This window comes from Pseudomonas sp. LM13, from assembly GCF_041381355.1.
Lineage (GTDB): Bacteria > Pseudomonadota > Gammaproteobacteria > Pseudomonadales > Pseudomonadaceae > Stutzerimonas > Stutzerimonas frequens.
Map to the genome: position 1 here is coordinate 1 of NZ_JACBXH010000047.1, position 21,450 is coordinate 21,450.

General features: G+C 64.5%; 20 protein-coding genes. 9 read left to right on the top strand and 11 right to left on the bottom strand.

Annotated features, from left to right (window positions below):
* The first annotated feature begins 840 nt into the window (after positions 1-840).
* Positions 841-1,383 (top strand): nitrate- and nitrite sensing domain-containing protein, encoded by a 543-nt coding sequence (locus tag HZR81_RS20690; RefSeq protein ID WP_500129116.1) that lies wholly within the window; start codon positions 841-843, stop codon positions 1,381-1,383.
* 7 nt (positions 1,384-1,390) lie between these two features.
* On the top strand, positions 1,391-2,803 hold the full coding sequence (locus HZR81_RS20695; RefSeq protein ID WP_500129133.1) for a methyl-accepting chemotaxis protein: 1,413 nt from the start codon (positions 1,391-1,393) through the stop codon (positions 2,801-2,803).
* A 48-nt stretch (positions 2,804-2,851) separates the two neighbouring features.
* On the opposite strand, the gene HZR81_RS20700 is transcribed toward HZR81_RS20695, so the two are convergent.
* From HZR81_RS20700 to HZR81_RS20715, 4 genes are all read right to left on the bottom strand, one after another.
* Entirely contained in the window at positions 2,852-3,406 is a 555-nt protein-coding gene (locus HZR81_RS20700; RefSeq protein ID WP_200597006.1) for a biliverdin-producing heme oxygenase, read from the bottom strand.
* Positions 3,399-5,804, bottom strand: a complete 2,406-nt coding sequence (locus HZR81_RS20705) for a response regulator (protein ID WP_500129118.1) — start codon at positions 5,802-5,804, stop codon at positions 3,399-3,401. Before HZR81_RS20705 ends, HZR81_RS20700 begins: the two co-directional genes overlap by 8 nt.
* Before the next feature lie 66 nt (positions 5,805-5,870).
* A complete protein-coding gene (locus HZR81_RS20710; RefSeq protein ID WP_023446463.1) occupies positions 5,871-6,344 on the bottom strand; it encodes a response regulator in 474 nt (157 codons plus the stop codon).
* The gene (locus HZR81_RS20715) at positions 6,344-8,614 is read right to left on the bottom strand and encodes an ATP-binding protein (RefSeq protein WP_500129119.1); all 2,271 of its coding nucleotides are present in this window, start codon (positions 8,612-8,614) and stop codon (positions 6,344-6,346) included. Before HZR81_RS20715 ends, HZR81_RS20710 begins: the two co-directional genes overlap by 1 nt.
* 227 nt (positions 8,615-8,841) lie before the next feature.
* On the opposite strand from HZR81_RS20715, the gene HZR81_RS20720 reads away from it, so the two are divergent.
* Positions 8,842-9,249, top strand: a complete 408-nt coding sequence (locus tag HZR81_RS20720; RefSeq protein WP_063540238.1) for an SMI1/KNR4 family protein — start codon at positions 8,842-8,844, stop codon at positions 9,247-9,249.
* Between the two features lie 82 nt (positions 9,250-9,331).
* Positions 9,332-9,706 carry a DUF3301 domain-containing protein gene (locus HZR81_RS20725; protein WP_125867534.1) on the top strand — a complete coding sequence of 125 codons (375 nt, stop codon included), beginning with the start codon at positions 9,332-9,334 and terminating at the stop codon, positions 9,704-9,706.
* A 4-nt stretch (positions 9,707-9,710) separates the two neighbouring features.
* Here HZR81_RS20725 and HZR81_RS20730 read toward each other — a convergent pair whose 3' ends face one another.
* Positions 9,711-10,679 (bottom strand): CobW family GTP-binding protein, encoded by a 969-nt coding sequence (locus tag HZR81_RS20730; protein ID WP_500129134.1) that lies wholly within the window; start codon positions 10,677-10,679, stop codon positions 9,711-9,713.
* Between the two features lie 88 nt (positions 10,680-10,767).
* Between HZR81_RS20730 and HZR81_RS20735 the strand changes: the two genes are divergently transcribed.
* Positions 10,768-11,130 carry an NADH:ubiquinone oxidoreductase gene (locus HZR81_RS20735; RefSeq protein ID WP_313477921.1) on the top strand — a complete coding sequence of 121 codons (363 nt, stop codon included), beginning with the start codon at positions 10,768-10,770 and terminating at the stop codon, positions 11,128-11,130.
* 61 nt (positions 11,131-11,191) lie between these two features.
* Here HZR81_RS20735 and HZR81_RS20740 read toward each other — a convergent pair whose 3' ends face one another.
* Positions 11,192-11,719 (bottom strand): DUF3617 domain-containing protein, encoded by a 528-nt coding sequence (locus HZR81_RS20740; RefSeq protein ID WP_500129120.1) that lies wholly within the window; start codon positions 11,717-11,719, stop codon positions 11,192-11,194.
* 166 nt (positions 11,720-11,885) lie between these two features.
* Between HZR81_RS20740 and HZR81_RS20745 the strand changes: the two genes are divergently transcribed.
* The 4 genes from HZR81_RS20745 to HZR81_RS20760 all read left to right on the top strand — a co-directional run bounded on the left by HZR81_RS20745 (position 11,886) and on the right by HZR81_RS20760 (position 17,202).
* Positions 11,886-12,401 (top strand): sigma-70 family RNA polymerase sigma factor, encoded by a 516-nt coding sequence (locus HZR81_RS20745; protein ID WP_500129121.1) that lies wholly within the window; start codon positions 11,886-11,888, stop codon positions 12,399-12,401.
* Positions 12,401-13,363 carry a FecR domain-containing protein gene (locus tag HZR81_RS20750; RefSeq protein WP_500129122.1) on the top strand — a complete coding sequence of 321 codons (963 nt, stop codon included), beginning with the start codon at positions 12,401-12,403 and terminating at the stop codon, positions 13,361-13,363. Before HZR81_RS20745 ends, HZR81_RS20750 begins: the two co-directional genes overlap by 1 nt.
* A 100-nt stretch (positions 13,364-13,463) precedes the next feature.
* A complete protein-coding gene (locus tag HZR81_RS20755) occupies positions 13,464-15,950 on the top strand; it encodes a TonB-dependent siderophore receptor (protein WP_500129123.1) in 2,487 nt (828 codons plus the stop codon).
* Between the two features lie 70 nt (positions 15,951-16,020).
* Entirely contained in the window at positions 16,021-17,202 is a 1,182-nt protein-coding gene (locus HZR81_RS20760) for a PepSY-associated TM helix domain-containing protein (protein WP_500129125.1), read from the top strand.
* Between the two features lie 64 nt (positions 17,203-17,266).
* On the opposite strand, the gene HZR81_RS20765 is transcribed toward HZR81_RS20760, so the two are convergent.
* From HZR81_RS20765 to HZR81_RS20785, 5 genes are all read right to left on the bottom strand, one after another.
* Entirely contained in the window at positions 17,267-17,902 is a 636-nt protein-coding gene (locus tag HZR81_RS20765) for an SCO family protein (protein ID WP_133455188.1), read from the bottom strand.
* Between the two features lie 178 nt (positions 17,903-18,080).
* Positions 18,081-18,980 carry a heme o synthase gene (cyoE, locus tag HZR81_RS20770; protein WP_011915172.1) on the bottom strand — a complete coding sequence of 300 codons (900 nt, stop codon included), beginning with the start codon at positions 18,978-18,980 and terminating at the stop codon, positions 18,081-18,083.
* 17 nt (positions 18,981-18,997) lie between these two features.
* Complete coding sequence (locus HZR81_RS20775; RefSeq protein WP_500129126.1) at positions 18,998-20,053, bottom strand: COX15/CtaA family protein; 1,056 nt, start codon at positions 20,051-20,053, stop codon at positions 18,998-19,000.
* A 52-nt stretch (positions 20,054-20,105) separates the two neighbouring features.
* Positions 20,106-20,684 (bottom strand): PA_0111/PP_0108 family redox-active disulfide protein, encoded by a 579-nt coding sequence (locus tag HZR81_RS20780; RefSeq protein WP_444815571.1) that lies wholly within the window; start codon positions 20,682-20,684, stop codon positions 20,106-20,108.
* Complete coding sequence (locus tag HZR81_RS20785; RefSeq protein ID WP_500129127.1) at positions 20,659-21,396, bottom strand: SURF1 family protein; 738 nt, start codon at positions 21,394-21,396, stop codon at positions 20,659-20,661. The genes HZR81_RS20780 and HZR81_RS20785 overlap by 26 nt, the downstream gene beginning before the upstream one ends.
* Positions 21,397-21,450: the final 54 nt, after the last annotated feature.

Here is a 21,450-nt window from a genome sequence, read left to right on the forward strand (position 1 = left end):
TTTTTTTTGGCGATCACGCTCGGCCTGATGGTTGGCTGCTCGTCGAGTTCAAGTGCGATCTGATCAGTGAGCGGTAGCGCAAGTGGATCGCCTCAGCCAAGCAGCGTTGTTGCCGGCGGCCGGAAGAAAGCCTTGAACTAGTAGCGGAAAGGATGAAACTTTATTTTTACGATTCTCAGCATTTTCCAAGGTTGAGCGAAAATTAGGATGATACTTTAATGATTCCGGCCTCCATCCCCACAAAACGCTTGCAGATGGCAGAATTGAAATAAGTCATTGTTTTAAATGGATTTTTGCAGGAATTGCTACGTTGCAGGGTCCTGTAGTTAGGATGACACTTTATTTTCCTCCCACATCGGCGTCGTCGTCGTCGTTATTGATGATGACGCCGTGGTCGTCGTCGCCATTGGCCGGCCTGGCTCCTGGCAGCAGGTCTCCTCAGCTATTTCTCCGCGAGCGCGCCAGACGTTCGCGGATGATCGCGAACATCCCTTGCTGCTGTCACAGTCCACGTCCGGGCGAGCATTGCGGGGTGCAACTCCATGGACGTGTGAATGCGTGGTTGCCCTGCGTCGCTCAGCCGGCAGATCGCAATAGCACGTTGCCAGGTGATTTCCGCCTTCGGCAAGCCTGTGCAAGCAGGGGCTGAGCGTCGTCGTCGCCCGTTCGTCGGCAAGCCGCTCGCCGCCCTCACGAGACCCTTTCAGCACCCGATACAGAGGCCAAATTCATAACCTCTGTGACTACCCGATTCGTTCGCTACTGGCCTTCGAATTCGAGCAGAAGATGCCTTGCTCTACCCAAGCCCCAGTCAGGTCAGCTGGGGCCCCGAGGTGCCACATGCTGAAAAACATCTCCTTGAGCCGGAAACTGATTCTGATCGTACTCGCGCCCCTGTTGGGGTTTCTCTGGCTCGGAACGCTGTACGTCAATGAAAGCTACAAGACGTTGCGGCAGATGGAGTACACCGTCGAGGCCAGCTCTGCGGCGCAGCAGGTGAGTCAGCTGATCACCACCCTGCAGCGTGAGCGTGGCGCAAGCGGTGTGTTCCTCGGCAGCCAGGGACGGCTCATGAGCCGGCGGCTGCCGGGCCTGCGTCAGGCGACGGACGAAGCCTCCAACGCCGTTGCAACACTGGCGCTGAAAGACGACGCCCAGCTGGCCAGCGCCTTGCTCGCGCTGAACGAACTGCGCGGCACCCGAGCGCAGATCGACAGTTTCGCGATCAGCAACGTGGAGTCCGGCGCCCGCTTCACCGGCATCATCAAATCACTGATCGGTTTCACCCACGCGCTTGAAGCGCGCGTCGAGGATGCCGAGCTGGCGCGGGCGCTGAGCGGGGCTCAACCAGTTCATCGAGATGAAAGAACGCGCCGGCCGTGAGCGCGCCATGCTCGGTGTGGTGTTCGGCCAGGACCGGTTCGATGCCACGCTGCTGGCCTCATTCAGCCGCAACCTCGGCGAGTTCACCGCCTACCTGGACGGCTTTCGGCGTACGGCAGCTGAGCGTCTCGTCGGCCTGCTCGACCAGCAGATGCAGCAGGGCAGTGCACAGGAAGTCGCCCGACTGCAGCGTCTAGCCTTCGACGTACCGATCGGCCAGAGCCTCGGTGTGGACAGCGAAACCTGGTTCGAGACGGCCACCAGCCGGATCGATCTGATGGGCGAGGTGGAGCGCCAGCTGGCCGAGCATGTGGGCGAGCTCGCAGCCGCCTCGCGCGATGAAGCACGCAGCGCCCTGTGGATGACTCTGACAGCGGTGATCGTTGCCCTTGTTGCAGTCACGGTGTTGTCGTTGCTGATCATCCGCAACATCAAGACTGCGGTACATGAGGTCAACCACACCCTGCTGGCGCTTTCCGCACGAGACCTTACTGCCAAGGCCGACTACCAGGGGCGCGACGAATTTGGCGAGATTGCCAATAACCTCAATGTCATGGCCGGTGAGCTGCAGCAGATCGTCAGGGAGATCGGCAGCGCCACGGCACAAGTCGCGACGGCCGCGGAAGAGTCGTCGGCGGTGACGGTGCAGACCAGCGCCAGCATCGATCGCCAGCGCCAGGGAACCGAGCTGGTGGTGACCGCGATCAACGAGATGAGCGCGACTGTGCGCGATGTGGCGCGCAGCACCAGCGATGCTGCCGAACTGTCCCAGCGGCTGAACACGAACGCTGCACAGGGCCGCGCCGAAGTGCAGGACACCATCGACCTGATCCGTCAGCTGTCTGATCAGGCCGATCAGACCGCGCAGATCATCGAAAACCTGAAGCAGGAAAGCGATTCGATCTCCTCGGTACTGGACGTGATCCGTGGCATCGCCGACCAGACCAACCTGCTGGCGCTCAATGCCGCCATCGAAGCGGCACGAGCCGGTGATCACGGGCGCGGCTTCGCCGTGGTGGCGACGGAAGTGCGCATGCTGGCGCAGAAGACCCAAGAGTCGACCGGCAGCATCCAGACGATGATCGGCAACCTGCAGACGGGCGCTGACCGCGCGGCGCGCTCCATGCAGGACACCCTGAGCAAGGCTCAGGCAGGCTCCAGCAATATTGGCCGCACCGGCGAGCTGCTCGAGGAGATCGCCGCAGGGGTCGCCGCGATCAGTGACCGCAATATCCAGATCGCCACAGCAGCGGAGGAACAGAGCGCGGTTGCCGAGGACATCAACCGCAATGTCGTGGAGATCAACGACGTCGCCATCCAGGTCAGCGCCGGTGCCGAACAGACCGCCATGACCAGCCTGGAGCTGGCGCGCCTGGCCGAGCAACAGCAGCAGCTGGTCGGTCGCTTCAGGGTCGCCTGACCGGATTTCAGCCGAACAAGGAAAGGCCCCCACGTGGGCCTTTCTCTCTCAGCCGTAGGCGCCCTCGGCTTCCAGCGCGGCGGCACTGGCGAATAGCCCGAAGGTGGCTTCGGCTGCAGCCAGCATCGGCGCCCATGAAGACGCCGAGGCCTGCTGCTCGAGGCGGCTGAGAAATGTCGGCCAGAGCCGGGCGACGTCGCCGTGTTCGAGGTAGCGAACGGGTGCGGTCGGATCGGCCTGACGAACCCGCCGTGCAAGCACCTGCCCGCCCAGACGGGAGCCTTCCAGAACATAAGCGGCGCCCCAGCAGCTGGCGATCTCGCTCAGCTCGGGAGCGGGCAGCGCGACGGGCGCCTGGCAGTCCAGATCGGCCAGGTCATCGAGCAGGGCATGCCGTCTTGCCCGCGCGGGCCAGTCCATCAGCAGGGTGGCGATGCCGGCCTGCTCCAGGGCTGTCTCCACCGCGCGCAGCGCCCGCGCATGGGCACGCAGGAAGCGACGGTAGTCCTGAGGCCGGCCGAGATCGAACTCCGAGTAGGCGGCATCGACCCGCTCGTGCAGCGGTGCCGTTGCTTCACGCAGGCGCAAACGCAGTTCAGCCATCCGCCAGACTGCCCTCACTAAGTGCCAGATGAAGCTTGTTCGCCAGCTGTTCCTCGCGAAACGGCTTCTGGATGATCGAGTAGCCTTCCAGGCCCAGTTCGCACAGCTCGGCATAACCGGTGACAAACACCACCGGCAGCTCCGGGTGACGTACTCGCACCGCACGCGCCAGCTCGCCGCCGTTCATACCCGGCATGGCGAAGTCGGCCAGCAGCAGGTCGACCTCCGCGCCCTGGGTGAGCAACTGCAGCGCGTCATCGCCGCTATCCGCGGCGATCACCGTAAAGCCCAGATTCTCGAGCATCTGGGCGGTCACTTCGCGCACGCTGTGGTCGTCGTCCACCAGCAGGATGCAATGCTGATTGTTGCTCGCGGCGGAGCCACTGCTCGCCGCGCTGGCCGGCTCCGGTTGGCGTGGCGCTGAAGTACGCGGGAGGAACACCTTCACGGTCGTGCCGACGCCTTCGCGGCTTTCGATGCGCGCACCACCACCGGACTGTTTGGCGAAGCCGAACACCTGGGCCAGGCCGAGCCCCGAGCCCTTGCCGACTTCCTTGGTGGTGAAAAACGGCTCGAACGCCTTGCTCAGCACGGCTTCGCTCATGCCGGACCCGGTGTCGGCGACCGACAGCATCACATACTCACCGGGGCTCGGGTCTTCGGCGCGCTGTGCCGGCTGGTCGATCACCACGTTGCGTGTACCCAGCGTCAGCCGGCCGCTATCAGCCATTGCGTCGCGGGCGTTGATTGCCAGGTTGAGGATGATCATCTCGATCTGGGTCGGGTCCACCAGAGCGTGCCAGATGTCCGCCTGGGTGTCCGTCTCGATGCTGACGCTGCCACCCAGGGTGCTCTTGAGCAGGCTGAGCAGGTTGACCAGGGTGTCGTTGAGGTCGATGGCGGTGGGTGCCAGCTGCTGGCGCCGGGCGAAGGCCAGCAACTGGCTGGTCAGGGTGGCGCCGCGCTCGCCCGACTCGCGGATGTACTGCAGTCGACGCAGGCTGCGCTCCAGCGGCGCGCCGTTCTGCAGGTCGTTTTGCAGGAAGCTGGCGCTGGTGAGGATCACGGTCAACAGGTTGTTGAAGTCGTGGGCGACGCCGGCGGTCAGCTGGCCGACGGCTTCCAGGCGCTGCATCTGCTGCAGTGTGGCCTCGACACGCTCGCGCTCCTGGATCTGCGCGCGCAGCTCGCGGTTGGCATCGGCCAGTTTGTCGACCGCGGCGATTTCGCTGGTGATGTCGCGTGCTGCCGAGTAGATACGGCCGCCATCGGCCACGGCCGACCAGGACAGCCAGCGGTAGCTGCCGTCGCGGTGGCGCATGCGATTGACGAAGCGGGTGGTGACCTTGCCACGGCCCACTCGCGCGGTCTCTTCCAGCGTCGCCTGCAGGTCGTCCGGGTGTACCAGGCGGGTCAGCGGATGCTCCATCAGCTGCTCCAGCGGCCAGTCGAAGGCCTGTTCCCACATCGGATTCAGCGCGACCGGCATCATGTCCGTATGGGTCACGGCGAGCAGATCGCGCGACAGCTCCCAGGTGCGATCGCGCTCTCGGGTGCGTTCCTGAACGCGCTCACCGAGGGTTTCGTTCATCTGCCGCAGCGTCTGGGTCGCCAGCTGCTGCTCGGTGATGTCCATCAGCACGCCAACGAAGCGCGTACAGCGTTCGCCGTCGAAAAACGCCTGGCCGCGGGTTTCCATCCAGCGCATGCGCCCGTCCTCGAAGAGCACGCGATAGGTGGTGCTGAATTGGCCGGCGTCGCTACCGGAAATGGCGCGGGCAACCTGCTCGCGCATCCGTTCGCGGTCGTCCGGATGGCAGAGCCGCTCGAACAGCGGCATGTCGACCGGCGTCTCGGCAGTGATTCCCATCATCGCGCGGCAGCGCTCGTCCCAGATCAGCGTGCCGCTTTGCGGTTCGTAGTCCCACATGCCCAGCCGTGCCGCATCGATAGCCAGGCGCGCGCGTACCTCGACCTCGCGCAGCGCCTGCTCGGCCTGCAGCCGGCGCCGGCGCTCGTTGACCTCGCCCATCGCGCGTTCCACGGCCTTGGGCAGGAAGCCGAGGTTCTGCTTGAGCACGTAGTCGACCGCGCCGGAGCGCATCATGTTGACCGCATGCTCTTCGCCGAACACACCGGACAGAAAGATGAAGGGGGTCTGCGGCGCGAGCCGACGCGCTTCCTGCAGCGCCTGGCTACCGGAGAAGCCGGGCAGGATGAAGTCAGCCAGGATCAGGTCGAATTCGCGTCGTTGCAGGGCTTCGACCACACCGGCCCGGTCATATACCAGCTCAGTGTGCAGGGTGTAGCCACTGCGCTCCAGCGCCAACTGGGCAAGTTCGGCGTCGTGCGGGCTGTCCTCGATGAACAGGACGCTGATGTTCTTTGACGCTGGCATATCCAACCTGTCGAGGAAGCAGGAATCATCGAAACGGCCCGCCAGGCACGGGCCGGCAATGCTCGTTCAGTTCTTTTCGTCTTTGTTGCGCGCGCGCTTGAGACGCAGCGAACCGGGTGGCGGCTCGTTGAGCACGGCCCAGAAGATGCCGAGGTCGGAGATTGCGGCGACAAAATCCTTGAATTCGACCGGTTTGACGACGTAAGCGTTCACCCCGAGCTCGTAGGCTTTCATCAGGTCGGGTTCTTCCCGCGAAGAGGTCAGCATGACCACTGGAATGCTGCGCAGCTCGGCGGTCTCGCGTACGGTCTTGAGCACTTCCAGGCCGTCGACCTTGGGCAGCTTCAGGTCCAGCAGCAGCACTGCCGGATTGCCATCGGCGCGATCGGCGTAAGCGCCGGTGCGCTGCAGGTAGTTCAGCGCCTCGGCGCCGTCACGCATGATCACCACCTCATTGGCCAGCTGACTGCGCTCCAGCGCGATCAGGGTGAGTTCCAAGTCGTGGGGGTTGTCTTCGACCAGCAGTATCGGTTTCAGCATCAGATGTCTCGGTCCAGGAGGGACGATGTATAGGACAGTTTTGGGAGTGAGAAGTAGAACGTGGCGCCCTTGTCCAGCTGGCCTTCGGCCCAGACCTGGCCGTCGTGGCGCTCGATGATGCGGCGCACGCTCGCCAGGCCGATGCCGATACCTTCGAACTCCTCCATGCGGTGCAGGCGCTGGAACACGCCGAACAGCTTGCTCGAGTACTGCATGTCGAAGCCGACGCCGTTGTCGCGCACATAGACGACCACTTCGCCGGCGCGCTGTTCGGCACCCACCTCGATGACGGCCACCTCCCGGGTGCGGCTGTACTTGACCGCGTTGTCGATCAGGTTGCGCAGCACCATGTGAATGAAGGCGGCATCGGCGACTACAATCGGCATCGGCAGCAGGTGCCATTCGATCTGGCGACCTTCGCAGTCAGGCGTCAGCTCCTCGCGAATCGAGGCGACCAATGCACCGAGGTCGACATCCGACAGGCGCAACGCCGAACGGCCCATCTGCGAGAAGCTCAGCAGGTTGTCCACCAGCGTGCCGGCGAAGCGTGCGGCGTCGGCGATGTTGTCGAGAAAGCGCATCCCACGTTCGCTCAGTTGCTTGCTCTCCATCTCGCTGAGCAGCTCGGTGTAGCCGGCGATATGCCGCAGCGGAGCGCGCAGGTCGTGGGAAACGCTGTAGGAGAAGGCCTCCAGCTCCTTGTTGCTGGCGCGCAACTCGCCGGCCAGCTGGGCCATCTCCTCGGCTTTGCGCAAGACAATCCCGAGCACCGCATTGCGCAGTTCCAGCGCGCCCTCGATCACCACCTGATCCCAGGGCTGTGCATAGCCGCGCAGGGTTTCCTGCCATTGTTCGAAGCTGTGTCGCGGAGTGAGCGCACCACTCTGACGGTCGATCTGTTTTTCCGGCTGACCGGCCCAGTTGACGGTCTTGATCTGCTCGTGGCGAAACCAGATCAGATAGTGCGCGTGCAGGCGCGAGATGGAGATGGCCATGACCCCGGCACAGTGCTCGCCGAGCGCCGGCATGTCGGGAATGTCGCGGCTGATGCAGTCACTGTGGAAGACCAGTTCGTCGCGCCGTTCGCCCAGCCACCGCGCCAGCTGCAGGATCTGTTCATGGTCCGGTGTGTCGCCGACGGTTTCGCACTTGTCGGCGGAAATGATCGCCGCGCCATCGGCACCGGCGAACCCCAGCACCACCTCGGGGAAGTGGCGGAAACCCTCGACCACGCTGTCGCGATCGGCCATCGCCGCGAGCAGGTGGACGATCTGGTGACGCAGTTCCAGCTTGCGCTGAGCAACGATCTCGCTTTCCCGCGCCTCGATTTGCAGCGAAAGGATGCGTCCGAGCAGCTCGCAGGCGGTGCGGGTCTGGTAGCTGACCGCACGCGGTTCGGCATCATGGCAGGAGATCAGCCCCCAGAGGCGGTCGCGAATGACGATGGAGATCGACATCGACGCCAGCGTGCCCATGTTGCGCATGTACTGCAGATGCACCGGGGAAACGCTGCGCAGTGCGGCAAAGCTCAGGTCCAGCGGCGCGCCGGAGCCTGGATTGAGCGCCGGCACCAGGGGCGAGGGTTGATAGTTGGCGTCCTGAATCACCCGGATCAGGTTTTCACGATACAGCCGGCGCGCCTGCTGCGGGATGTCGGCAGCCGGGAAGCACAGCCCGAGATAGCTTGGATAGCCAGGGTCGGCGACCTCTGCCAGCACTACGCCATTGTCTTCGGCATCGAAGCGATAGGCCTTGACGCGACCGAAGCCGGTGATGCGCTTGACCTCCCGAACCGCCAGTTGGCAGAGCGCTTCCAGCTCGCGGCTGTCCTGTAGCTGGGCGACGAAGGTGCGCATCAGCGGGTAGAGGGTGTCATAGGCCTGGCCGGAGGTTTCCGCGCGTTCGAATTCGAGGATCAGCTGGCCGCGATGGCGATGGCCGAGCAGGGCGAACGCCTGGCCGGGGACACCGGTGAGACCGATGCTCACATCGCTCAGGTGGAAGGGATTGTGGTCGTCTTCGCTCAGTGCCGTGAGACCGGCTTCGATGCGTGCGGTGGGTAGCAGGTTCGACAGAGGCTGGCCGACCAGCGAGCGGGCGTCGATTCCGAGCCAGTGCTGAACGTTTTCACTGGCCTGCTGCACACGTAGCTCGGGCTCGCTGACCACCAGCAGGAAACCATGGGGCTGGATGCTACCGGGGATATGGATTGGTTCGTCGGCGCATCGATCGATGGCCTGGAGCAACTCCTGGGCTTCGGTAGTGGTCATTGCGTGTCCTTGTTCAGGTCCGAGCGGACCAGATGTGTTTGGCAGGCACCAATGCAAATTGCTACCTAATTTCTGCAATTGTGCGTATTGAATCGGGCAAGTCGCCGTGAATGTATTAACCGAGCGTTTCGCTAAGCCATGCACTTTAACGCGACAGAACTGGCTCGCCAATCCGGCGGGCTGTATAAACGGGGCCTTGCCTGGGGGCATACGACAGGAGGTGGTGTGTGGAAGAAGTCATCGAACAGCTGCGCGAGCTCAACGAGCCGGTGCCGGTACCGCTGGAACTGCCCGACGACGATCTCTTGGTGGAGATCGAGGAACAGCTGTTGATCAATCTCCCGTTCGGTCTGCGCGAGTTCCTGCTTCAGGTCAGCGATGTGATCTACGGGCGCCTGGAGCCGGTCACCGCCACCGATCCGCAGTCGCACACCTACCTGCCGGAAGTCGCCGCCAATGCCTGGGATGCTGGCGTGCCACGCGATCTGATTCCGATCTGCCAGGACGGGCGTGACTACTATGTGGTCGACCTGGAAGGTGAAGTCACCCTGTGGGACGGCGACGACTGTGAGCTCACCGAAGAAACCTGGGAGACGGTCTGGCACTGGGCGCGCGACGTCTGGCTGGAGAGCTGAAACGGATGTACGGCGCTGTCCACACGGCCCCGCCGCGGCGGCCTGTTAAGCTGTGCACCCGCCGGTCACTTTGCCTTACTTCATGCTGACTCTGAGCAATCTCTTCCTGTTCATGTTGCTGGCAGCCGCTGCCGCCTGGCTCTGGCATTCCCATGGCATTCGCGAGCGTGCCCTGCAGGCAGTGCGGCGACACTGTCAGAAGCTCGATGTTGAGCTGCTCGACGGCAATGTGGCGTTTCGCAAGCTGACCCTGCTGCCGGATGCACGCGGCCAGCGCCGCCTTGCCCGCATCTACGGGTTCGAGTTCACGGTCACCGGTGAGCAGCGCCACCCCGGCACCATCGTCATGTTCGGTGCCCGGGTCGGCCGTATCGAACTGGCGGCACACCCGTTCCAGCCCGCCGACGAGCCGGGGCGGGTGATCCAGCTGGACGACTGGCGCCGTCCACGCGATTGACGGGTCAGTCGGCGATGCGACACGCCGTCATGCCCTGTTGCAATTCCGCCTGCGACTGCGGTTCGCTGAAGATCAGCTCTATCCTCGAATCCCGCCGCCACTCGCTGCTCCTGAAGACCAGCACCTGACCATCCAGTGCATTGGCTGACTGCCAGCCGCTGCGGCCATGGACCACCAGTTTGGCGCGACGCCAGGGCCAGCGCGTCAGCCATTGCGAGAGCTGGTCGAGATCGAAGCGCTGGCTCGGGTGCCAGCGCCAGCCGATGCTCCAGTGCTCCGCTGTCGCCTGAACCTGGCAGATCGGCTGGCGCGGGTCGAGCCATGCCTGCGCCAGCGTCGCCGACCCGCTGGGCAGGGTGGTCGCGCGGGTTGGTTCACTGGCGCGTGCGCCGATACCGGGAAGCCGTTCCAGGGGCAACTGGCCTTGCGTGGTCCAGTAAAGCGTTTGCTCGGGCAGTTGCTCGGCCAGTCGTGTTCGGGCGGATGCGTCCAGTAGTTCGCTCTTGTTCATCAACAGCAGTCCGGCTTGCGCCAGTGCCTGCTGCTGGCTGTCGGGCAGGGCTTCGCCGCGGCTGAGGGCGGCGGCATCCAGCACGAGCACGCTCGGCTGGATGCTCAGCACGCTCTGCCATGGCGACTGGCCGAGCTGACGCAGCAGTTCCGCCGGGTGACCCAGGCCGGAGGGCTCGATCAGCAAGCGGTCTGGTTTCGCCTGGCGCAGCAGGCGCGCCAGGCCAACCTGGAACGGCACGCCGTTGACGCAGCATAGGCAGCCGCCGGGGATCTCCGCCAGACTGATACCGTCTGCTTCGGTCTTAAGCAACGCGGAGTCCAGGCCGATCTGGCCGAACTCGTTGATCAATACGGCCCAGCGTTCGTCGGCGGGCTTCTGATCGAGCAGGTGGCGGATCAGGCTGGTTTTGCCGGCGCCAAGCGGGCCGCCGATGACATGGGTCGGGATATGTTCGAGCATGGCGGCTATGTTGCGCATTTTGCGCTGGGTCTGAAAGGGGCCGGTGGCTCATGCTAAAGTCGCCGACGGTTCTCGGAGAGGTGAAATCGTGCGGTTACCGTTCTTGCTGACAGCCCTGTGCGGCCTGCTCGTCGCTGCCGACGTGATGGCTGAAGCGTGCGTCATTAACAGCCACGACGACCGTGTGGCAGTGAAGCTGTGCCAGGCGAACATCAACATTCCCGCAGAGCTGTTCCGTACTGGCTTCTGTCAGCCGCAGTTGAAGGATCACGAGGTCGAAGTCGAGTTCGTCGATCAGTGCCCGGACGGTGCCTTCGGTGTCTGCCGCAACGCGCAGGTGTCGAACATGCCGTACCGGCAGGACATCCACTATTACGGCATCGCCAGTGATGCGCGTTTTCTCCAGCCCGCCTGCGAACAGAACAACCAGGGCCGCTGGGAGAAGAACTGACGCCAGCCCAGCAGCCATAGGGGTTTCACGTGGAACCTCTGCTGATTTCCGCGGTTGCCTTCTAACGAGCCGGTTTCAATGCGCCGCAATCGTCCGCTATCCAGCGCGCGTGGGATTCGATTCGTGACGTTCCAGTCTCGGTGCCCTGGCGGTATTGGCTTTCCACGGTGCTGACGAACTCCTTGCTGCTGATGAAGCGCGTCTCGCCCTGACCTTGGGCATCCGGGCACTCGAACCTGAATTTCCACAGCTTATCGCCACGCTCGGTGATCTCCTGCTTGCAAGCCGGATCGTCCTGAAACGGCAAGTCTCCCGACGCCACCTGCGCCTCGCTCAGGCAGATGCGTACCCCGTTGGCGCCCAGCTGCACACCATGCGCGGCAAACATTCCTTCCATCATCCGGCGCTGGTCGGCAGGCAGGTTGCGCATCTGCTCCATCATCTGCTGCATGGCCGGCAGTTGCTGGCCGTCCACCTGGATGTCGCCACTGCTGAATTCCCACAGGCCCGGCAGGATCTGCTGCGCGTGGGCTGGTAGCAGGGCCAGCGAGAGGCTGAACGACACGGCTAGTGATAGAGGGCGGATCATGCTCGAGCTCCTGAGGCTATGTCCTTCTCAGCCTAGCCGAACGGCCGCCGCAGTACCGGCCAAATGCTGACGGTCATCCGGTCGATGAGCAAATGCGGCGATTGCCATGGATTTATGTTGTTGAGAAGCGTTAGCATTAACGCCTGCTGCGCTCATGGGAGGCCGCATGGCAAGTGAAGGCATGCTTCGGCAACAGATGCTGCACCGTCTCTACGCCGATCATCACGGCTGGCTCAATGGCTGGCTGCGTCGGCAGCTGGGCTGCAATCAGCGTGCGGCTGACCTGGCGCAGGATACCTTCGTGCGCGTGCTCAGCAAGGATCAGGACATGGCTGCCATTCGCGAGCCCAGAGCCTACCTGCACACCATCGCCAAGGGGCTGCTGATCAACCATTGGCGGCGTCGGCAGATCGAGCAGGCCTACCTGGATGCGCTTGCCCTGCAGCCGGAACCGGTCGTGCCATCGCCCGAATCCCAGGCGTTGATCGTCGAAACCCTGTTGCAGATCGATGCCATGCTGATGCGTCTGCCGACCCGGGTCCGCAGTGCCTTCCTGATGTCGCAGCTGCACGGCATGACCTACGCGGCGATCGCCAGCGAACTCGGCGTCTCCGAGCGTATGGTGAAGAAATACATGAGCCAGGCCATGCTGCACTGCCTGATGCTGGTCGAGGACGATTGATGGGCGTCGATTACCGCGTGCTGCAGGAGGCGGCGAAATGGTTCGCCGTGTTGCAGTCCGGCTCGGCCAGTCGCGCAGAGCATCAGGCATGGTCCGCATGGCTGGAACAGCCGGAACATGCCCGCGCGTGGGCTCGGGTCGAGCGCATCAGCGGGCAGTTCCAGCCCCTGGCGGCCGACCCGGTCGGCCGAAGCGCGGGTGGGCTTCTGCACAGCCGCCGATCGAATCGGCGCCAGGCGCTGAAGATGCTGTCGGTGCTGTGCGGTGGCACTGCGCTGAGCCTGGCCAGCGGGCATATGCCATGGCGACAGTGGACCGCCGACGAGCGCACCGCGGTGGGTGAGGTGCGCGACGTGAAACTGACCGATGGCTCACGCCTGTGGCTGAACACCGATACGGCGCTGGATATCGCCTTCGATACCAAGACACGGCAGCTGGCGCTGTATCGTGGCGAGTTGCTGATCGAGGCCCCCGTCAGCCGGCGGGCGCGCCCGTTGCTGGTCACCAGCCGCGAAGGTCGCTTGTACAGCGAGCAGGCCGCGCGCTTTTCGGTGCGCCAGGACGACGGGCGGACCCGGGTCAGCGTCTTCGCCGGAATTGTGGATATTCAGCTGGAGGGCTTCGGCATCACCAGCATCCCGGCCGGGCAGCAGACGGCGTTCGGCAGTCGCGGCGTCGAACCGCTTGAGGCGGCCAGCGCCGAGCACCAGGCCTGGACCACCGGCGTGCTGCTGGCCGATAACCAGCGCCTTGAGGAATTCCTCGCCGAACTGTCGCGCTATCGGCATGGCTACCTTGGCTGCGATCCCCGTATCGCCGATCTGCGCGTCGTCGGGGCATTTCCCCTTGCCGATACCGAGCGGGTGCTGGACGCGCTGGCCGCCACGCTGCCGGTGCGTATCGAGCGACGTATGGCCTGGTGGGTCAGTCTCGAGCCGGCGACCGAGCGCGCTGGCGTTTGAGCCAATACGGACACGAATAAAAAATATTCGCATCTGCAGTTCCCTTTCTTTGAACTGGCCGGGCATAGGACGAAACCCGTCACGTCGAACAGGATCATTCATGCGCTCTTCCGCCTTGCCTTTCACCCCCAATCGCTCCCGTACCCTGGCGCTGGGTATCCGCGCCGCGCTGCTGTGCTTGCCGCTGGCTGCTGTCGTACCCGCTGTCGCGCAGGCGCAGGCGGCAACCCAGCAGGCCGTGCGCAGCTACGATATCCCCGCAGGCGCGCTGTCCAGCGCGTTGAGCCGCTTTGCCGGCGAAGCGGGCGTGTTGCTCTCGGTCGACGGCAGCCTGGTGCAGGGTCTGGAAAGCAACGGGCTTAAGGGTCAGTACGGCATCGATGAAGGTTTCGCCGCACTGCTGCAGGGCAGCGGTCTGCAGGCCGTGCGTGATGGCCAGGGCAACTATTCGCTGACTCGCCGCAGCGCGCAGAGCGATGCCGTCGAGCTGCAACCGATGACCGTCGAAGGCTTCGCCCTGGGCAACGCGCTGGGTTCGATGGAAGGCTACAACGCCACCCACAGCAGCGTGGCGACCAAAACGAGCATGCCGTTGGCAGAGACTTCGCAGACCGTCTCGGTAGTCACTCGCCAGCAGATCGAGGATCAGGGCTCACGTTCCATTGCTCAGGCGGTGCGCTACACACCGGGCCTGATGAGCACCCCTTATGGCGCCACCACCCGCTACGACTACGTGGCCATGCGTGGCATCACCGATGGCTCGGTGGACAACCTCTACCTCGATGGGCAGAAGCTGTTGGGCGACAGCGGCACCTATAGCAGCCTGCAGGTCGATCCGTATTTCATCGAGCGCATCGACATCCTCAAGGGCCCATCCTCGGTGCTCTACGGCCGTAGCCTGCCTGGCGGCCTGGTGGCGATGACCAGCAAGAAACCGCAGAAGGAAGCCAGCCGCCAGCTGCAATTCTCCTACGGCAGCAACGACTACAAGCAGGCGGCGTTCGACTTCACCGGCCCGCTTGCCGACGAGCGCATCGCCTACCGTCTGGTCGGCGTCGCCAAGGACGCCGACAACCAGGTCGATGGCATCGAGGAGCAGCGCTATGCGGTGATGCCCTCGGTAAGCATCGACTTCACCGACGACACCCGCCTGACCCTGCTGGCAATGCTGCAGCGCGATCCGGAGAGTGGCTACCACGGCGGCCTGCCGGCCGATGGCACGGTCACGTCGCACAACGGGCAGCGTATTTCGCGCAGCTTCTTCGAAGGCGACGAGGATTACGAGAAGTTCGAGCGCGACCAGCAGATGATCGGCTATCAGCTCGAGCATCGCTTCAACGACGTGGTTTCGGCGCGGCAGAATTTCCAGTACCTGGACTCGACCGTGGACTCCGGGCAGGTCTACCAGTACGGCTACGCGACGGCCGACGAGCTGGTGCGTTACTACACGGGTGCCGACGAAGCGCTGCACGCCTGGACCATCGACAACCAGCTGCAGTTTCTTTTCGATACCGGCGCGCTCAGTCACACCCTGGTAACCGGCCTCGATTACCAGCGGCGCAAGGCGAAGGTGAGTTATGACGCAGGCTACGGGCTGCCCACGATCAATCCCTACACCGGTGTTGTCGGCGCCGGCGCGCCGGTGTTCTATCACCAGTACGACGAGACTCGCGAGCTGGAGCAGACCGGCCTCTACGTGCAGGATCTGATCAGTCTGGGCAATTGGCGCTTCTCCCTCGGCATGCGTCAGGACTGGGTTGACGTGTCTTTCGACCATACCGACGACGCCAGCTACGGCGATCAGGACGATCGCGCCAAGCTGGAGCAGTTCACCGGCCGCGTCGGCGTCCTTTATGCCTTCGACAACGGCCTGTCGCCCTATGCCAGCTACTCCGAGTCGTTCAACCCCAACGCCACCGCGGCCTATAACGAGGTATCGCCGGGTATCTACGACATCGCCCTGCTGGACGCCACCGAAGGCGAGCAGTACGAGGTGGGCCTGAAGTACCAGCCGCTGGGCACCGATGATCTGTACACCATCTCCTACTTCGACCTGAAGCAATCCAACCTGGCGAACAAGGATTCCAACGAGAACTTCTACCGCGCAGTGGGTGAACTCACCTCGAAAGGCGTGGAAGTCGAAGCGCGCCTGCGGCCCATCGAGCAGGTCAACCTGATCGCCAGCTACACCTACATGGATGTCGAGTATTCCAAGGACTTCACCGGTGCCGCTGGCGTCAACAACCGCGGCAACACGCCGAACGCGGTGGCGCGCAACATGGCTTCGCTGTGGACCGATTACACCTTCGATCAGGGTCCTTTGGCCGGTCTGCAGGTAGGCGGTGGCGCGCGCTACTTCGGCAAGAGCTGGGCGGACGCGGAGAACACCCTGCGCATCCCGTCCTACACCTTGTACGACGCCATGCTCGGTTATGACCTGTCCCGCGTCGGGCTGCAGGGTGTCGGCGTGCGCCTGAACCTGAACAACCTCACCGATGAGAAGTACGTCGCCGCGTGCAACAGCCTGAGCCAGTGCTACTACGGCGAGGAGCGCAATGTCATGGCTACCGTGACCTACGACTTCTGATCAACGCTGAACTGCCGCCGGCCCCACAGGGCCGGCGGCTTTGTGCTTTCTGAAGGACGGACAACCGACGATGCGTTCGATTCTTGTGCTCCTGCACCGTTACATCGGCCTGGCCACGGCGATCTTCCTGTTTCTCGCCGGCATTACCGGCAGCATCCTGGCCTTCCATCACGAGCTGGATGAATGGCTCAACCCGGAGTTCTACCACACCACCAGCGAGGGTCCGGTGCTGGCGCCGGGAACGCTCGTGGAGCGCGTCGAGCAGGCCAACCCGCGGATGCAGGTCTGGTACATGGAGTTCCCCAGCGAGCCCGGCCATGCCGCGCTGATGGCGCTGGTGCCGCGCAACGATCCGGCCACCGGCAAGCCCTATGACGAGCGCCCAGTGGTGCAGTACATCGACGCGGTGACCGGCGAGCCGGTGGGTACACGCTACTGGGGCGAATGCTGCTTCTCGCGCAAGAACTTCGTACCCTTCATCCTCGAGTTCCACTACAACCTGTCGTTGCCGGGCAATTGGGGGTTGTGGTTGATGGGCATCGTCGCCATCGCCTGGGTGATCGATTGCTTCGTCTCGCTGGTGCTGACCTTTCCCCGTGGCCGGCCGTTCCTTTCCAAGTGGTGGACGGCCTGGAAGATCAAGCGTCAGCGCATGAACCACGACGTGCACCGTGCCGGCGGCCTGTGGCTGTGGCTGCTGCTCACGCCGGTGGCGGTCAGCAGCGTGGCGATGAACCTGCCGGAGCAGGTGTTCAAGCCGGTGGTTTCGCTGTTCTCGCCCGTTGAGCCGAGCGTCTACGAGGCCCGCGGGCGGATGCCGGCCGAGCAGTTGGGCACCACCGCCTACGACTTCCACCAGGCGTACGACTACGCCATGCAGCACGCCGCCGAGCTCGGCCTGACGGAGGCAATCACCGAGCTGTACTACAGCTTCGAGTACAACTTCTATGGCGCCGGTTTCGGCGAGCACGACAGCAATCAGGGCAATGCCTGGCTGTTCTTCCACGGCACCGACGGGCGCCTGCTCGGTCAGGAGATTCCTGGCCAGGGTACGCTGGGACAGCAGTTCCACCTGCTGCAGCCGGCGATCCACGGCGGGCGCATCCTCGGCCTGCCGGGTCGCATCCTGATCGCCTTGCTCGGCGTGGCGATCGCGGTGCTGTCGGTGACCGGAGTGGTGATCTGGTGGCGCAAGCTGTCGGCAAGGCGGCAGGCCGCGGCAAGGCGTGGGACGATGGCGGAGGCGGGCTGATGCGGCGAAGCGGGTCGTACTCATCTGCCGGGGGGGCCTCGCCTCGCGGCGCTGCGCCTGAGCGTCACTCCGCCTGGTTGATCAACTCGGGCAACTGCTCGGCCAGCTTCTGCACCCGCAGCGGCGCGCGAATAAAACCCTGCTGGCGGCCGTCCGGGCCGATCAGCACCAGGTTGCCGCTGTGGTCGACGGTGTAGTTTTCCTTGCTGGTATCCCCCGGAATGAAGGGGATGCCGACGCCGTTGGCCAGCGTCTGGATATCGTCCAGCGGGCCGGTCAGGCCCTGGAAGCCGGCGTTGAAGTAGCCCAGATATTGCTTGAGCTTCTCCGGCGTGTCGCGATTCGGGTCGACGCTGACGAGGATGATGCGCAGCTGGTCGCGCACGGCGTCGGGCAGCATGCCGTTGAGCTGGCGCAGCTCGGCCAGCGTGGTGGGGCAGATGTCCGGGCAGAAGGTGTAGCCGAAGAACAGCAGCGTCCATTGTCCGTCCAGCTCGTCCACTTTCACCGCTTCGCCGTCCTGATCCGTCAGGCTCAGTGACGGTACCGTGCGGCTCTGCGGCAGCAGGACGATGCCGGCATCCAGCAGCTGGGTGGGGTCGAGCTGGCGCTGGCTGTTGAGCACCTTGGAAACCGTCAGTCCGACGACCAGCGCCACCAGCGCCACGAGAATGAAGACGGTTTTCTGGATGCGGGTCATGAACGTCCTTTGAGCGACTGGGTGGCCTGTTTGGTGAGCTCAGTTGGTCAATTTCGGCGCCCATGGCCCCGACACTGCGTTGCTGCTCCTCGCCATAGCTCGCTATGACTCGTCGCAGCGCCTTGTCTCGGAGCCATGTTCATCCGAACTTGCCTCAACCCGCTCACCGCACAGGCCACTAGAAATCGAGTAGCAGATAATGATCAACCAGCAGCGCGATGAACAGCGCGAACAGGTACCAGATGCTGAATTTGAACGTCTTGATTGCCGCATGTGGCCGGCTGTCGCGGTACAGCGCGATGGTCCAGTAGAGGAAGCGCGCGCCCAGCAGCACCGCGGCGGCCAGGTACAGCGGGCCGCTCATGTGAATGGCGAAGGGCATGAAGCTGACCGCCAGCAGCATCGCGGTGTAGAGCAGGATGTGCACCTTGGTGTAGTGCACGCCATGGGTCACCGGCAGCATCGGCACGTTGACCTTGGCGTACTCGTCCTTGCGGTGAATGGCCAGCGCCCAGAAGTGCGGCGGCGTCCAGGCGAAGATGATCAGCACCAGCAGCAGCGGCTCGGCGGTGACCTGGCCGGTTACCGCGACCCAGCCGAGCAGGGGCGGCGCGGCGCCGGCCAGGCCGCCGATGACGATGTTCTGCGGCGTGGCGCGCTTGAGAAAGCCGGTATAGATCACCGCGTAACCGATCAGCGAGGCCAGCGTCAGCCAGGCGGCGAGGGCGTTGGTGAAGGTCAGCAGCAGGGCCAGCCCGCTGACACCGAGGACGAAGGCGAAGGTCAGTGCCGCCGCCGGTGAGACCCGTCCTTCGGCCAGGGGACGCTTGTGGGTGCGGGCCATCACCGAATCGATCTGCCGGTCCACCACATGGTTCACCGCCGCCGCGCCGCCGGCACACAGGGCGATGCCCAGGTTGCCGAACAGCAGCACCGTCCAGGGCACGCCGGCGCGGGTGGCGAGGAACATGCCCACCAGCGAGGTGATGAGCATCAGCAGCACCACCTTCGGCTTGGTCAGCTCCAGATAGTCGCGCCAGCTGGCCTGGGCGCCGCGTTCGCTGAGTAGAGTCGCCATGGGGGTTCTCCTTGTGGTCATGCGCGGGGCAGATCGAGCTGCCCCGTCGTGTTCGAAATCGATGCCGGCTCGGTTTGTCGGGCGGCATGTGCAGGCTGGCGCAGCCGGTAATTGACCAGTACCAGCACCAGCAGCAGCGCGGCACCGCCGCCGTTGTGCGCGACGGCCACCGCCAGCGGCAGGTTGAGCAGCACGTTGCTGATGCCCAGCCCGACCTGCAGCGCCAGCGCGGCGACGAGCAGCCCGGCCAGGCGGCCGAGGCCGCGGTGCCAGAGCATGGCGGCGAGCGCCAGCAACAGCAGCGTCACGCACAGTGCGCCGATGCGGTGGGTGAGATGGATGGCCGTGCGCGCCTCGCCGTAGAGCAGGCCGCCGAGGTAGTTGGGACCGATGTCGTGGTGGGTCAGGTCGAAGGCGTTGGCGAAGTCCATCCGCGGCCACCATTCGCCGTGGCAGGTGGGGAAATCGGTGCAGGCCACCGCCGCATAGTTGCTGCTGACCCAACCGCCCAGGGCGATCTGCGCCACCACCGCGAGCAGGGCGAGGCCGGCGAATCTGCGCAGACGACCGTCCACGGCCGGCAAGGGAGCAAGCGCGCCGGACAGCCGCAGGCACAGCAGAAACAGCAGGCTGAGCGTGGTGAAGCCGCCGAGCAGGTGCGCCGTGACCACTTGCGGCCAGAGCTGCAGGGTCACCGTCCACATGCCGAAGATCGCCTGGGCGGTGACCACTGCGAGCAGCAGCAGCGGCAACTTCACTGGCTGCCCGGGTTGGCCGCGAAGGCGTATCGCCTGTACGGCAAGGGCGAGGATCACCAGCCCGAGGGCGCCGGCGAAATAGCGGTGGACCATCTCGTTCCAGCCCTTGCGTACCTCCAGTGGTGCATCGGGGAAGCGCAGCGCGGCAAGGTTCTGCTTGTGTTCGCTCATGGGCACGGCGAGAAAGCCGTAGCAGCCGGGCCAGTCCGGGCAGCCGAGGCCGGCGTGGGTCAGCCGCGTATAGGCGCCGAGCAGCACGACCACCACGGCCAGCGCGGTGGCGATCAGGGCGAGGCGGTATCCGGGTCTGGCCATCGGGTTCTCCTTGGGCGGTCTGTTTGGGACCGCAGCGCAGCGGCGCAGTGCCTCAGCCGATCTGCGAGATTTTCAGCAGGTACTTCAGGTCGTCGAGGATCGCCTTGCCGTCGGCGCCAGCGTCGTAGCGCAGCACCAGGTTGCCGTGCGGATCGACGATCCACAGCTGTGGCGTGGCGGGCGCCTCGGGGTTGCGGGCATAGACGGCGGCGTCCAGGGCATGGTGTTGCAGCTGTGGATATTCGCGGCGCAGGCGCTGCTCGTAGGCCTCATCCAGCGCCGTTGCGCTCGCCAGTGCGTGGCTGGCGCGGGCCGCCTCGCGGGCCAGGCCGATATTGATCTGCCGGGCCAGGTAGACCAGTTGCTGGCATTGGGCCTCGCAACCCTGCGGCGCGGTGACCAGCAGCTCCCAGCGGCGCTCGGGCGCTGTAGCGCTGACGCCGATGGCCGCACGGTCCTGGCCGTTGGCGATCAGCACGCCGTCATAGCTGCGGCTTTCCGGCACCCAGAAGCCGAAACGGTACATGGCCGAAGCCAGCAGCATCGGGCCGAGCACCACGCCGATGATCAGCAGCAGTTGCAGCCGTCCGCGGCCGCGTTTCCCTTCACCGCTGGAGAGGGTTGGATTCATCGTGCTCACTGCGCTTCCCCCGTGCCTGATGCACACCGAAATAGATGAACAGCGCCAGCAGTGCCGCTGCGAGGGCGAACCACTGCACGGCGTAACCCAGGTGCTGCGACGGGCTCATGCTGGTGATCGCCCAGTCGGCACGATAGGCGCTCGGACCCGGCTCCAGGCGCAGCTCGTGGATCACCCCCTCGCGCCCCGCCTGCTGCCACATCGCCTCGATGTCCACATGGTTGATCAACCGCGGCCAGCCCTCGGCCGCTCGATGGCTAAAGACGAACGGCTTGCCCGGCGGCACGTAGACCCAGGCGGCGAGCTTCAACGGCTGCGTCGGCGTGTCGAAGGCCGGCGGCACGCGGCGGTCCGGCCAGGGAATCCAGCCGCGGTTGACCATCACCCAGCGATCGCTGAGTTCGTCATGGAAGGGCTGCAGCAGTTCGACGCCGACCTGGCCGTCGCGGGTGCGGCTGTCGAGCAGGAAGCTGTGTTCGGCATCGAAGCGACCCTGCAGGAACACCCGGGCGAAGGCCGGGTCCTTCAGCCGTTCGATCTCGTGGGGCGCCAGCGGTGCGGCCTGCTGACGGGCTTGCTGGCGCTCCAGCAGCTCGCGCTTGTGCTCACCGCGTTCCAGCTGCCAGAAACCCAGCCACACCAGTACCGGCAGCATGGCCAGTACCAGCAGGGTCGGCAGCAGCCCCGGCCTGAAGCCGCTCATGGCCGGCACCCTGATGCGTCGATACGGCTGGCTATACTCCACCCCCAATACCCC

Bases quoted from the DNA above. Each gene is read 5' to 3' on its own strand.
- HZR81_RS20700 (WP_200597006.1), bottom strand. From the start codon at position 3,406: ATGGCTGAACTGCGTTTGCGCCTGCGTGAAGCAACGGCACCGCTGCAC.
- HZR81_RS20780 (WP_444815571.1), bottom strand. From the start codon at position 20,684: ATGAATCCAACCCTCTCCAGCGGTGAAGGGAAACGCGGCCGCGGACGG.
- HZR81_RS20690 (WP_500129116.1), top strand. From the start codon at position 841: ATGCTGAAAAACATCTCCTTGAGCCGGAAACTGATTCTGATCGTACTC.
- HZR81_RS20760 (WP_500129125.1), top strand. From the start codon at position 16,021: ATGCGTTCGATTCTTGTGCTCCTGCACCGTTACATCGGCCTGGCCACG.
- HZR81_RS20775 (WP_500129126.1), bottom strand. From the start codon at position 20,053: ATGGCCAGACCCGGATACCGCCTCGCCCTGATCGCCACCGCGCTGGCC.
- HZR81_RS20745 (WP_500129121.1), top strand. From the start codon at position 11,886: ATGGCAAGTGAAGGCATGCTTCGGCAACAGATGCTGCACCGTCTCTAC.
- HZR81_RS20730 (WP_500129134.1), bottom strand. From the start codon at position 10,679: ATGCTCGAACATATCCCGACCCATGTCATCGGCGGCCCGCTTGGCGCC.
- cyoE (WP_011915172.1), bottom strand. From the start codon at position 18,980: ATGGCGACTCTACTCAGCGAACGCGGCGCCCAGGCCAGCTGGCGCGAC.
- HZR81_RS20750 (WP_500129122.1), top strand. From the start codon at position 12,401: ATGGGCGTCGATTACCGCGTGCTGCAGGAGGCGGCGAAATGGTTCGCC.
- HZR81_RS20740 (WP_500129120.1), bottom strand. From the start codon at position 11,719: ATGATCCGCCCTCTATCACTAGCCGTGTCGTTCAGCCTCTCGCTGGCC.
- HZR81_RS20695 (WP_500129133.1), top strand. From the start codon at position 1,391: ATGCTCGGTGTGGTGTTCGGCCAGGACCGGTTCGATGCCACGCTGCTG.
- HZR81_RS20710 (WP_023446463.1), bottom strand. From the start codon at position 6,344: ATGCTGAAACCGATACTGCTGGTCGAAGACAACCCCCACGACTTGGAA.
- HZR81_RS20785 (WP_500129127.1), bottom strand. From the start codon at position 21,396: ATGAGCGGCTTCAGGCCGGGGCTGCTGCCGACCCTGCTGGTACTGGCC.
- HZR81_RS20715 (WP_500129119.1), bottom strand. From the start codon at position 8,614: ATGACCACTACCGAAGCCCAGGAGTTGCTCCAGGCCATCGATCGATGC.
- HZR81_RS20725 (WP_125867534.1), top strand. From the start codon at position 9,332: ATGCTGACTCTGAGCAATCTCTTCCTGTTCATGTTGCTGGCAGCCGCT.
- HZR81_RS20755 (WP_500129123.1), top strand. From the start codon at position 13,464: ATGCGCTCTTCCGCCTTGCCTTTCACCCCCAATCGCTCCCGTACCCTG.
- HZR81_RS20705 (WP_500129118.1), bottom strand. From the start codon at position 5,804: ATGCCAGCGTCAAAGAACATCAGCGTCCTGTTCATCGAGGACAGCCCG.
- HZR81_RS20765 (WP_133455188.1), bottom strand. From the start codon at position 17,902: ATGACCCGCATCCAGAAAACCGTCTTCATTCTCGTGGCGCTGGTGGCG.